Source organism: Prevotella melaninogenica ATCC 25845 (genome assembly GCF_000144405.1).
GTDB lineage: Bacteria > Bacteroidota > Bacteroidia > Bacteroidales > Bacteroidaceae > Prevotella > Prevotella melaninogenica.
Window position 1 is genome coordinate 1,238,643 of sequence record NC_014370.1, and the last position, 12,612, is coordinate 1,251,254.

At 40.1% G+C, this 12,612-nt stretch carries 8 protein-coding genes; 3 read left to right on the forward strand and 5 right to left on the reverse strand.

All coding sequences use genetic code 11. The features are described 5' to 3' along the window. Positions 1 to 184 precede the first annotated feature (184 nt). The gene (locus HMPREF0659_RS04960) at positions 185 to 2,899 is read right to left on the reverse strand and encodes an AAA domain-containing protein (RefSeq protein WP_013264320.1); all 2,715 of its coding nucleotides are present in this window, start codon (positions 2,897 to 2,899) and stop codon (positions 185 to 187) included. A gap of 354 nt (positions 2,900 to 3,253) precedes the next feature. Here HMPREF0659_RS04960 and HMPREF0659_RS04965 point away from each other — a divergent pair, with 354 nt between their 5' ends. From HMPREF0659_RS04965 to HMPREF0659_RS04975, 3 genes are all read left to right on the forward strand, one after another. Beyond that, on the forward strand, positions 3,254 to 4,162 hold the full coding sequence (locus HMPREF0659_RS04965) for a Cbp1 family collagen-binding glycoprotein adhesin (protein ID WP_226893165.1): 909 nt from the start codon (positions 3,254 to 3,256) through the stop codon (positions 4,160 to 4,162). A gap of 86 nt (positions 4,163 to 4,248) precedes the next feature. Beyond that, the gene (locus HMPREF0659_RS04970; RefSeq protein ID WP_044045887.1) at positions 4,249 to 5,064 is read left to right on the forward strand and encodes a Nif3-like dinuclear metal center hexameric protein; all 816 of its coding nucleotides are present in this window, start codon (positions 4,249 to 4,251) and stop codon (positions 5,062 to 5,064) included. Positions 5,065 to 5,225: 161 nt separating this feature from the next. Beyond that, positions 5,226 to 6,047, forward strand: coding sequence for a zinc ribbon domain-containing protein (locus HMPREF0659_RS04975; protein ID WP_013264276.1), 822 nt, complete (start codon positions 5,226 to 5,228; stop codon positions 6,045 to 6,047). 409 nt (positions 6,048 to 6,456) lie between these two features. On the opposite strand, the gene HMPREF0659_RS04980 is transcribed toward HMPREF0659_RS04975, so the two are convergent. The 4 genes from HMPREF0659_RS04980 to HMPREF0659_RS04995 form a co-directional block, all read right to left on the reverse strand. After that, complete coding sequence (locus tag HMPREF0659_RS04980) at positions 6,457 to 6,972, reverse strand: nitroreductase (RefSeq protein WP_013264295.1); 516 nt, start codon at positions 6,970 to 6,972, stop codon at positions 6,457 to 6,459. A gap of 12 nt (positions 6,973 to 6,984) precedes the next feature. Continuing rightward, positions 6,985 to 8,166, reverse strand: a complete 1,182-nt coding sequence (locus tag HMPREF0659_RS04985; protein ID WP_013264078.1) for a MalY/PatB family protein — start codon at positions 8,164 to 8,166, stop codon at positions 6,985 to 6,987. Further along, positions 8,163 to 9,338 carry a trans-sulfuration enzyme family protein gene (locus tag HMPREF0659_RS04990; protein WP_013264805.1) on the reverse strand — a complete coding sequence of 392 codons (1,176 nt, stop codon included), beginning with the start codon at positions 9,336 to 9,338 and terminating at the stop codon, positions 8,163 to 8,165. Before HMPREF0659_RS04990 ends, HMPREF0659_RS04985 begins: the two co-directional genes overlap by 4 nt. A gap of 90 nt (positions 9,339 to 9,428) precedes the next feature. Continuing rightward, positions 9,429 to 12,275: a putative LPS assembly protein LptD gene (locus HMPREF0659_RS04995; RefSeq protein ID WP_013264431.1), complete on the reverse strand. Its 2,847-nt coding sequence runs from the start codon at positions 12,273 to 12,275 to the stop codon at positions 9,429 to 9,431. Between the last annotated feature and the right edge of the window lie 337 nt (positions 12,276 to 12,612).

A 12,612-nucleotide genomic window follows, 5' to 3' on the forward strand; every position in this document is an offset into this window, starting at 1 on the left:
TAAGCATCTTTTTATATGCATCCTCATAAACCACTGATTTCCTTATGGTTACAAAATTAAGACTTTAGTTCCTTTCTACAACTCTTAAAGACAGAATAGCATTAATTTTTGTAAGGTTTTTTCGACACAACAAATTAAATAAAAGGGTGTTTTTTATCTCTCTCTTTACAGCATCCTTCTCGCATTAAAGTGATACAAAAACCTCCTTTAAACTTTCTGCTGTTATAGTATCAGTAGTTGAAATACGATAAGGAATTAATGAATACTTTGTAAGAATTTGGTCTTTTAGTCTATCTCTTGATTGCTGTACTACTTTGTCCTTATGATAAAGCCACCCATCCACCTCTATCGCCATTAGAGGTTGCTTTGTCAGAGAATTATAAATGAGAAAATCTATATGCGTTAGCGAGTTTTTAGCAAAATCATTTTCCTGATTACTTAACAGTGACCAATCAGATATTATTTTAGCCAGAGGATAATGACACACTACAGCGAGATTCTTCCAGCTTAATTCTTCAAGAACCTTAACTATTAGATTATACACAAGATTTTCAGACATATAATCTGAAACCATAATGTGTTCAGATTGATATGCTAACCGTTCCGTAGTGTATTGCTGATATAATAAATCGAATACCGAGTGAATTTTACTATTTTTCACTGCAAAATTATTATACTTGACATAGGATATTAACTGCGCTAAATTCGTGTCTTGTGCCATTTCATTACCAGAAGTTACAATATAAAGTTGGCTTTTAGCACGTGAAATAGCAACATTAAGAAGGTTCTTATCATCAGAAAACGATGTAGGCAAATTATCAACCATACTCATAATAATTGTATCGCACTCACGCCCTTGATATTTATGTACAGTACTTGCTATATCTTTACCTAACACACGATTTATTGCTTCCGCCTGTGTTCTATAGGGAGTTATGATTCCTACAGAACCCTTTCCTGCACATAGCGGCATAACCTCCTGTACAATAACATCTATTTCACGTTGATTGAAATGTTCACGCGCATGGTTTCCTTTTACAGTCTGAATTACTTGTAACACATCCTCTTCGCCTTTGTCAATCGTCATAGGAAGAAGTTCTCCACCATAAAAGCGTTGATTACAAAACTGAATTATCTTCGGATGACAACGGTAATGTTCACGTAGAAGCGTAGTCGGTGCATCCTTTAATATTTCTGTACACGACCGTAAAAAGCTATGTGTTACAGCATTATATCGGTCATCAACATTATATGTAGTCCGGATTGCATTAAGCGCCTTTTCTTCTTCAGAACTTACAACATTAGGTAATTGCATATCATCTCCTACAATCACAACATTCGCAGCACACGACAATGCCAAAGCTCCAGTTTTGATGTCTACTTGCGAAGCTTCGTCCATAATCATATAATCAAAGACAAAATCCTTACTAATACAGCTTTTAGCAGAATAAGTCGTACTAAGAACAATAGGATACTCCTTTAAAAAAGTTTCTGTACGGGGCTTTATATCTTGCCTTGTAAACAGTGTCCTTCTACCAGACCCATACTGTTTTGCTATTGCCTGCTTCAATACCTGAAGCGAAGACTTACGGAGTTCTTCTGCACTTTCCTTAACGTCTACAGACAGCAACTGTTGTTCAATGCTATCCACCTCCTGCTCTATCTCAAACTTTCTGGTTAAATAATAAGCACTTTCCAGTTGTTCAATTACAATTAAAAGATTATTTTTAAGTAATGAATAAGCACGAGGACCTAACAGAAACACCCATTTAAAGCAAAACAATAAAGAAGGGGTTTTTCCATGTTCTTGCATTATTTTACAAAGATTGAGCAGTTTCATTATTTTAGAAGAATGCTTTTCACTAAGCCAATCATTATCAAAACCAGATGCCATTTTTAGCTTTTCGTCATACTTCTTCTCTGTAACCAGTGCATCATACTCAGCCTTCAACTGTGCCAATCTTGTTTGTCCATCGAATCCCAAGGAAACAGCAGCAAGGGAATCTTTTGCTATTTTCCGGACTTCCTTAGAATTATCTAAATACCATTCTTCCATATTAGGATAGCACCCAGACTGACTTTCAACAAAAGCCTCCTTATTCTTTACGCTTCCTAACTGAGCAACAAGAAATCCTAACCCTTCTTTTTCTAACTTTTCTGCAACATTCTCAACTGCAGAGTTGTTATTTGAAACAACAAGAACTGTCTTTTTCTGTACTAACAAGTTAGACACGATATTAAGAATAGTTTGCGTTTTTCCAGTTCCCGGAGGTCCTTGTATAATACTTGCTTGGTGTGTCAAAGCTGCTTCAACAGCCTTTTTCTGACTTGCATTACAACCAAAAGGGTAATATACCAATTGAGGCAAACGATAAGTTGCCAACTTTGTTTTATCACCTAAGTATTGAGCCAATGGCACATTATCTCTTTTCAAGTCGATAAGATCATACTGCTTTGAAAGAATACTTTCTTCATCTTCAGCAAGCAAACCTGTTTCATCGGCCAGCTTTCGTAAATAATCCCATGTGGAACCACCACACATATCAATTGGTGTACGTGTCACATAAACATTATTTCCATCAAGATTTTCAGAGTATCCATTGGAATATGTTACATAGTAGAAAGTATAATGTTTATTTGAAAATCTTAGTAATTCAACAGCACTCGTTATGTGCTTATTACCAATATAAAGTCCTTTTTCATGTAGATTAACAGGCTCTCCATGTGTAAAATAAAGTATACGTGCTTGATTATACTGAAATATACGAGGGGATTTTAAAAATCGAATCATCCAATTCCCATTATCAGCTTTCTTTATAAAATCCACTTGATCTGTAATAAACATTTGCTTATCACCACGTCGTTCTAAATCCACAATCATGCATTGCTTGGCATCCATATCCTATAACGTTCTTTATATTATAAACTCTATGATACTTTAATAGTTTTATACTTTTTCTATTTGCAAGTGCAAATATACTATAAGTATATTAAATCTTAGTATTGACAAATGAATTTATTTATGCAACATACAACCAAATACATAAAACTTATAAGTAGGAAACCCCTATCGATAAACCGACAAAACAAAGTAGATAATAAGAAGATTATATAATCCTACACTTCTCTAAAACAGCCAAATAAAATGAGGAACAAAATCTCGTTTCTCCTTTTATTAGTATTTTTAATATATAATCTGACGTTTCCTCGCATAATTAGAGTATCTTTGCATTGTCATTCGATGATTATACAGATGAAACGTAATAAATTAACAGCTCTGATAGCATTAATAGGTATTGTAGCTTTCACATCTTGTGAGGATGTGAAGCGTCCGACTCCTGTCAGAGAACGTATCAATGTAACTCCTCCATCCAGAGAAGCAGAGGCAATAAGTCAGCTGACAGCATCTATAGATGAGATTTCAGCTAACCTTGACGCCATCTCTTCTCAAGAGGCAATGCTCTGTAAGACTACAGAGCACGCAAATAAGAAATCGAAGATTATTCAGCAGATAAGGGGGCTCGGTGCACTACTCAAAGAGAAGCAGAACCAGATTGACAAACTTCTAAACGAAAAGGTTAAGAAAGTGGATGCTCCAGCAGTATCTAATCCTACAATAGATAATCTTTACAAGGTAATAGACTTCCTTTCATCACAGCTGAAGGAGAAAGGAGATCGTGTAACCCAATTAGAGCAGGTTGCAAGTCGTAAGGATGTCACTGTAGACCAGCTTAAATACATCGTTATGAACCAAACTAACAGCGTTGATGCAATGCGTTACAGGTTCAACATGGCAGCTTTGGAGCGCGAATATGCTCAACTGAAAGCTAAGGAGAAGCAAAGAATTAAAGAAGATAAGGAGTCAGACAAAGTCTACTATATCATTGCTAACAAAGAGACTCTGAAGGAGAAAGGTCTTTTGAAGACATCACTTTTCTCTAAGAAAGTGAATAATAACAATGTAACAAAAGATCTGTTTACAGAGGCTAACGGCAAAGATCTGAAGACACTGACGATAAACTCATCGAGTCCAAAGCTCTTATCTCAGAACCCAGAAGGTAGTTATACACTCACGGAGAACGAGGACGGAACAACAACACTCACCATTACCGATGCAGAGAAGTTTTGGAACGTGTCGCGTTACTTGATTATTCAAGAGTAATACTACTTTGAAATAGAAAGAAAATAAATTAGGCTGCAAAGGTTGTGAAAATCGAATAATTTTCTTATCTTTGCAGCCTAAAACTTATGCGTAGCGTGAAAATAAAGGAAGTAATTGATGCCCTTGAACGATTCGCGCCTTTGCCCTTGCAGGAAAGCTATGATAATGCTGGCCTACAAGTTGGATTGACAGAGGCGGAAGTATCAGGGGCTTTATTGTGTCTTGACGTGACGGAAAAGGTGGTTGATGAAGCTATCCGTCGGGAGTGTAACTTGATTGTTGCGCACCATCCACTCATCTTCCGTAAATTAGCACAAGTGACAGATGCCAACTATGTGCAGCGCACAGTGATAAAGGCTATTAAGAACGATATCGTCATCGCTGCTATGCACACAAACTTAGACTCAGCTGTGGGCGGTGTCAACTACAAGATAGCAGAGAAGTTAGGACTTAAGGACCTACGTTTCTTTGGTCGAAGCAAGCAGGTGGTGAATCCACAGACCGGCGAATCTGTAACAGGTGGTGATGGTGTCATCGGCGAGTTTGAGGAGCCCTTGGCTGCAGACGATTTGATACTGTTATTGAAGAAGAAGTTTGATGCAGAGTGTGTTCAAACCAATGAGTTACTACGTCGTGAGATTCGTACCATTGCTCTCTGTGGAGGTTCGGGGGCATTCCTCTTGCAGGATGCTATTGCAGCAGGCGCAGATGCCTTTATGACAGGTGAGATGAGTTATCATGAGTTCTTTGGTCATGAGCAAGAGATACAGATATGTGTTATCGGACATTATCAGAGTGAGCAGTTCACCATTGAGGTGTTACGTGACGTTATCGAACGAGAATGCCCAAGCGTAAAGTGCTACTTGTCTGAGATTAACACGAATCCTATAGGGTATTTTTAGTGGACGAGTTGACAAGCTGAACAAGTAAACAAGTTAATTGTTAAGAAGTTGGACGAATGGAGTCTGTGGTGTTGTCTTAACTCCTCTCACTCCTAAACTCCTAAAACAACAGTAATCATAATTATGAATTCTGAATTTTGAATTAAACAAACATAAGAACTATGGCAAAGAAAGATCCAAAAGAGTTACCAGTAGAGGAGAAGTTGAAAGCCCTTTTCCAGTTACAGACGACCCTGTCAGGAATCGACGAGAAGCGTGCATTGCGTGGTGAGTTACCACTTGAAGTACGCGACTTGGAAGATGAGTTGGAAGGTCTGCACATTCGTATTGAGAAGATTGAGCAGGACATTAAGGATTATCAGAATGCTATTACCCAGAAGAAGGGTAACATCGTTGACGCTCAAGCAAGTTTGGAGCGTTACAACAAGCAGTTGGACTCTGTTGCAAACAACCGTGAGTACGACACATTGACAAAGGAAATCGAGTTCCAGACACTTGAAATTGAGCTTTGCAATAAGAAGATTAAAGAGGCTCAGATTAAGGTTGAAGAGAAGCGTAAGGACTTGGAAGCCAACCGTGCATTGCTCGAGGATCGTCAGCACGCCTTAGAAGAGAAGCGTAACGAGCTCGACGAGATTATGCAGGAGACACGTGAGGAGGAAGGTTTGCTCAAAGAGAAGGCCGCAGAGCTTGAGACTAAGATTGAGCCAGGATTGCTCCGTAGCTTCAAGCGTATTCGTCGTGGTGCCCGTAACGGTTTGGGTATTGTTTACGTACAGCGTGATGCTTGTGGTGGTTGTTTCAATAAGATTCCACCTCAGCGCCAGTTGGATGTAAAGATGCACAAAAAGATTATCGTTTGTGAGTACTGTGGTCGTATTCTTATCGACCCAGAGTTGGCTGGTGTAAAGGTTGACAAGACCGAGGAGAAGCCAAAGAAGCGTAGAGCTACTCGCAAGAAGAAGGAAGAGGAGGGAGAGTAATTAAACCTTTCTTTTGATAGAGAACCAACCGTTTTCTACTTCTAAAAGATAAAAAAGAATAGCCTCAATACATTTGAAATGCAAATAAAGCATTCTTATGTATTGAGGCTACTTTTTATTATCTCGCTATTAATACTATTCAACGAAACACGGATAACATCGTCTTCCTAACAGAAACTAACCAATAATAGCACACTCGTTAACGGCATATAGCAAGGCTTTAAGTGGTCAACACAATATGTGCGGAGCATCAGCACCAATAGTGCTTACCATGAGCACAATATGTGCGGAGCGTTAACACATCGTTTAATGACGTAAAAGAAATGTCTGCTTCACCTTATTATATATAGCAAGTCAAGGGTGATTAACTTATACAGGCATGTAAATCCAATAGCGATAAGTCAGAGCCTTACTTCACATAGAAGATACGATTTGCCTTACGTGGTGCAGTCTTACCCTCCTTTGCAGCATAACCAAGAATACAGAAACCGACACCTTCATAATCGCCTTTTATACCCCACTCTTTCAACATCTGCTTACCATCTTCACGCTCAAAAGTTTGCTTGGCACGATTAATCCAACAACTGCCCAAGCCTAAAGCATGAGCAGCGTTCATAAGATTGCCCATCATCAACGCACCATCATAGACATGATTAGGGCTACTCTTATCCGCTAACACAGCAAGGACAACGGGTGCTCCATAAAAAGGGTCGCTCGTTACGCCCATTATCTCAGCATTAATCGCCGATAAGCGATCGCGTACTTCCTTATTGGTCACTTCGACAATGATAGCAGTCTGCATATTCTTTCCGCTTGCAGCGTAAAGACCAGCCTCCATTACCTTAGCTATCAAGTCCTGTTCAGGCATACGCTCTTCATAAGCACGTACGCTACGACGTGTTAACAATGCTTCTAATGCTTCCATAACAGTTCTTTTTTATAATTCATTCACCGCTTCAGCCAACTGTTCCAACGCCTGACGAAGAATAGAACGCGGTGTACCAACATTCAAACGCATAAAGCCTTCTCCACCGGGGCCAAACATTCTACCATCGTTCAACGCAAGATGAGCCTTATCAATAAAGAGATTCAATAACTCTTTATGCTTCAATCCCAATCCATGACAATCCAACCAAACAAGGAAACTTGCCTGCGGACGGAGTGGACGAATACCGGGAATATACTCACGACAGAAGTCTTCAACAAAGCGAACATTCTCTTCTACATATGCCAACATCTGTTTGCGCCACTCTTCTCCCTTCCGATAAGCAGCTATCGTGGCTATTGGTGCAAAGAGTGTAGGCTCATCTAATTCGTTAGCCTTCAACCAACCATAGAAGCGATTACGCAGTTCTTCGTTTGGAACGATAGCAAATGAACTGACAATACCTGCCATATTGAAGGTCTTTGTTGGTGCTGCAAAGGTGATACTGATTTGTGCTGCACGCTCTGACACACTGGCAAACGGAATATGACGATTACCAAAAAGTGCCATATCACTGTGAATCTCGTCGCTGATAACGATAATATTATGCTCGTAACAGAAGTCTGCCAAGCGACGTAATGTATCTTCTGACCAACACAATCCTGCAGGGTTATGAGGATTGGAGAGTATCAGTACACGGCATTTATCATCGCAAACCTCTGCAAGATTATCAAAGTCCATGTCATAATATCCGTCCTCACGGAGACGAAGCGGATTGAAGACCACCTTACGATGATTAGCCTCTGGCGTCAAACGGAATGGATGATAGACAGGTGGTTGTATAATAACCTTTTCGTCAAGTTCCGTAAATACATTCACCACAAAGCCGATACCCCTAACAATACCAGGAATAAAACTCAACCACTCTGGCTTTACTTCCCAATCATGATGAGCACGTATCCAGTCGATGATAGCAGGACGGAAGTCTTCTGGTTCGACTGTATAGCCAAAGATAGGATGAGAAAGACGATCCTTGAGAGCCTCCACAACAAAGTCTGGACAAGCAAAATCCATATCAGCTACCCAGAGAGGCAGTAGGTCATTACGTCCCCAACGTGGAAGAAGTGCCTCATGCTTCAAGTCACCACTTCCCGAACGATCGATTATCTCGTCAAAATTATAAGTTTTCATCATGCTTCCAAAGCCTGCTTAATATCATCGAATAGGTCATCAACACTTTCCAAACCAATACTAAGACGTATGGTAGTGTCTTGCACATCCATTGCTGCACGCTCCTCAGCAGTGAAAAGTCCGAAGATAGTACTTGCTGGGTGGATAGCCAAGGTACGATTATCAAAGAGGTTAGTTGCCCGATGAATGAGTTTCAAGTTATCGAGCATTCTGAAGCAAGCCTCTTGACTCTCTAAGTCTATTGTGACCATTGCTCCAGCTGTTTCACCATACTGACTCACAGCCAACTGATGATATGGATTATCCTCCAAGCCCACATAGTTTACCTTATGAATAGGCTTTAGCGTACGTAATCTTTGTGCCAATTCCAAAGCATTACCTGCTTGAGCGCGATAGCGTACGTCCAAAGTCTCTAAGCCCAAGGTCTGCATATAGGCAACCTGTGGTGTCATATAAGCTCCAAGGTTAAAGAGCATCTCATTCAAGAGGCGCTTACCAATAGAAGGGAACGTACCATAATCAATAACAAGACCGCCCAAAGAAGTTGCACCACCACTGATATACTTTGTACTTGAAACGACCTCTAAGTCAATGCCCAAGTCCTTTGCAGAGAACTGTGTGAAAGGAATAAGCGTAGTATCAGCAATGACAGGGATGCCATGCTGGTGTGCTATTGAAGTCAAGGCACGTACATCAACCACCTCAAGTTGAGGATTTGTCATGATTTCAAGGAACAAACAGCACGTATTATCGTCTATCAATCGTTCTACAGCCTCAACATCTGTAAGGTCACAAAGTCTTGCCTCAACCCCCAATCTGCTCAGTGTAGATGTGAGCAAAGAATAAGTATTACCAAAGAGATGACGTGACGTGATAACGTTCTTACCCTGTTCAACAACAGAAAAAAGCGTATTACTGATAGCAGCCATACCCGAGTTGAGAGCAATAACATTCTCAGCACCCGTCAAAGCCTTAACACGCTGTTCGAGATTTGTCACTGTTGGGTTCTCCACACGTGAATAATCAGGTGCATCAATACGTCCACAAAAGGCATCAGCCATCACTTTTGCATTGTCAAACTCAAAAGCAACCGCATTATAGATGGGCATACTTAACGCATCATATGCATCTCTACGCTTATAAGGCTGATGAATAGCCTGTGTCTGTTTCTTCATTTTCTTTTAAACGTTTGTATTGTTTATAAAAGGATTCAAATCAATAACGGACGGCAGAACCGTCCGTCTTATGAAGTGCATTTTATCTTATTAATACCACTGTACAGCATTTGTAATACCACTTCGCTTATCATACTTCAACGCATCTGTCAGCGTTGCAGCATTACAACGGAAGGTAAAGTTGTAAGATGTATATGGTGCTAAAACTACAGAAGCACTCATATTAAAACAGTGGAGGTCACGTGACAGGCTGGCTGTTGTCATACTCATCGCATGGTTTTCAAAGTCGTAACCACTTGAGAAGTTAATATTCCAGCCATCACTGATACGAATATTACCAGAGAAGTTCAACGTCTGTGTGAACTTATAAGGGTAACGCATCGTCTTAGTATTGAACCTACCCGCTGTATTCTCACGCATCGTAATACCATAACCGATTGTCAATGACCATGGCATATTGAAACTCATGTAACCATCATCATCCGTCTCAGCAATATTACCACGCTTCTTCTTAGCAGCATATTTTCCCTTTTCAAGGTCATCATCCATGTTTGATTCGATGTTAGTATCTGGACCATCGCTATCTACTGATACCTTATCATCATCTTTATCATCCTTACGTCCGAACCACTTCTTCAACTTCTCTGGATTCAAAGTGAATGAGAAGTTCTGCGACATACCTTGGAAACGAGGTAAACGACCATATCCCCACTCTGTATGATTACCTACGTAAGGCTTACCATTAGCATCAAGTTCGTAAGCATAAGTAGCAAACTGTGCATTCATTGAGAAGGTATAATTCTTCCACCATTTCAAACGCAGACGCATACTAAGGTCACTCCAACGATGATAGTCTGCTGCAGCATTGTAAGACATACTTGCTCCTAACTCATCAATGATACTTATCTTCTTATAACCAGTAGTATCCTTATCGCTCTTAATCTTCATTTCGATGTTATTGCTAACATCCCAACTGATCATCTCAGTCTTGTACTTACCCGGCACACTATAAAGTTCATCTTGATAAGGTGAGTATTCAACAAGTTTCACGTTACCACTTGCATCTGTATACTGATAGCTATCATAGTAGCCATAACGGCGTGCACCAAAGTTTGGTGAGTAAGAGAAAGAAACCTGTGGAGTGATGACATGGCGGATAGCCTGTATCTTATCGCCAAATAATTTTCTATTAGGTACCCAGAAACCATATAATTTCGTGCTGGCACCCACATTCATACTCCAGTTGTAAACATTATGGAAACCATAGGTAGTATCTCTTACCACCTCTTTCTGAAGAGTATTATCCCATCCACGTGTCACCTTCTTAGAATACATACGATCCGTAAAATTGAAAGATGGTGTCACATTGATATAATTAAACAAGGTGAAGTTTGCCTGTACAGGGATTGTATGCTGGAAAGCATTTTTCCAGTCTTTGATCAGATTAGAGTGTAAGAGTTTATCTTCCTTCGTTGAGATAGAATTAGCCAACTGGCCCGTATAGCTCATCGAAATCTTCTCATACCAACGTTCCTTACCCACAAGATGCTTTCGCTTGAAAGGATAGAATCGGCTCAAACTAATGTTCAAGTCTGGCAGTGTTATCTGAATAGAAGAGTCACGCATATTCTGTGCAAGGTTCGTAGTAGCACTCAAAGAGAGTCCAATACTTGAGAAACCTGTGCTCCAGCTAACAGAAGAAGTTCTCGTAGACTGTGTGAGTGTCTGCGGATTATACATACTATTGAGGTTGTTACGCTCATAGCTTGATGTCGCAAAGTTCACACTTGCCGCCAAAGAACTATAAGGATTCGCCTTTGGATCTTGGCGGTGATTCCACTGAATCTTAAAGCTTTCCTGCTCAGCAAAGTCTGGCAATCCCTTGTCACCCGTCTTTGAATCCTGATAACTAAAGAGGAATGAGCCTGAATATCTGTAACGCTTACGGTAGTTGCTGGCTGCAGACACACCCCAAGAACCCTTAGTATAGATTTCTCCTAAGAGTTTTAAGTCCCACTTATCACTAATCGCAAAGTAGTAACCACCATCACGAAGGTAGAAACCACGGTCGCTTTCATCACCATAACTTGGCATAATGAAACCGCTCGAATACTTCTTAGAGAATGGGAAGAAACCGTATGGAATTGCCAATGGTAAAGGAACGTCCGCCACTACGAGATAAGCTGGTCCAAAAACAACATCCTTACCTGGACGAACCTTTGCACGAGAAAGAGCAATGTAAAAGTCTGGATGAGGCTTATCACAAGTAGTGTAACGACCATGTTGCAAGTAAATAGAACCCGTAGAGTCACGTTTTCCAACTTCTCCACTCAAGAAACCATCTTGCTGTTCGGTGTAAACACCCTTAATCAAGCCTTTCTTTGACTTAAAGTTGAAAGCCATTGTGTCACTCTTATATTCATCTTTACCCATAGTAAAGACAGGCTTTCCCTTGATTCCACCCTCTGCTGTAGAATCGACTGTACCTGTTGCACGCACAGTACTTTTATCAAGATTCATATGAACCTTGTCACTCGTAAGCTTCATATTCTCATAATCAACCTTCGAGTTACCATACAGATACGCTGTACCCGACTCTGCATCATAAACGAGAGAGTCCTCTGCAGAATACTTAACAGGTGCATCAATTCCATTCGAACGTGCACGCATCATGCTATCGGCACGAATAGAATCGTCTATTGCTTTATTATGATGATAGATAGCCAACTGAAGAGAATCCATCTTCGTGGTATCTGGGATATTCTTATTGACCGCCTTACTATCCTTTGGACTTTGTCCTTTCAGTAGCGTATCAACCACAACAGCACTTGCCTTAGTCTTCTTGGTTTTCTTACCTTGAGGCACAGACATGTTGACACTTGCCATTGCAAAAACAACAACAAAGGATAATAGGAATATAATGCTCTTATTTCTCATTGCCTAAATAACGTACAAAAATACTGAAATAATGCCGAATAGAACTACCATTACGCTATTTTAACTTTTACAATAATGTACGTATATGCTCTTACTGAAAATATTAAATTCTTCTTTTGCCGTCCAATAGAACCTGAATAGTATACCCTCAATACAGAATGTCATTGATAATTATAGCACCCTAAAATACTTAGAAACGCAGCAATTTTACCTCCCAATAAGATTTGTGTTTACCATCAGCACGACATGTGCGAAGTATCAGCACCATATGTGCGGAGCATCAGCACCAAGCGTGCGAAGCAACAACACAACAACTTAAAGCCGACTATAACCCACT

What these genes read in the sequence shown, in the direction of transcription:
- HMPREF0659_RS04960 (WP_013264320.1), bottom strand. Translation starts at nt 2,899, where the DNA reads ATGGATGCCAAGCAATGCATGATTGTGGATTTAGAACGACGTGGTGAT.
- HMPREF0659_RS04965 (WP_226893165.1), top strand. Translation starts at nt 3,254, where the DNA reads ATGAAACGTAATAAATTAACAGCTCTGATAGCATTAATAGGTATTGTA.
- HMPREF0659_RS04970 (WP_044045887.1), top strand. Translation starts at nt 4,249, where the DNA reads ATGCGTAGCGTGAAAATAAAGGAAGTAATTGATGCCCTTGAACGATTC.
- HMPREF0659_RS04975 (WP_013264276.1), top strand. Translation starts at nt 5,226, where the DNA reads ATGGCAAAGAAAGATCCAAAAGAGTTACCAGTAGAGGAGAAGTTGAAA.
- HMPREF0659_RS04980 (WP_013264295.1), bottom strand. Translation starts at nt 6,972, where the DNA reads ATGGAAGCATTAGAAGCATTGTTAACACGTCGTAGCGTACGTGCTTAT.
- HMPREF0659_RS04985 (WP_013264078.1), bottom strand. Translation starts at nt 8,166, where the DNA reads ATGATGAAAACTTATAATTTTGACGAGATAATCGATCGTTCGGGAAGT.
- HMPREF0659_RS04990 (WP_013264805.1), bottom strand. Translation starts at nt 9,338, where the DNA reads ATGAAGAAACAGACACAGGCTATTCATCAGCCTTATAAGCGTAGAGAT.
- HMPREF0659_RS04995 (WP_013264431.1), bottom strand. Translation starts at nt 12,275, where the DNA reads ATGAGAAATAAGAGCATTATATTCCTATTATCCTTTGTTGTTGTTTTT.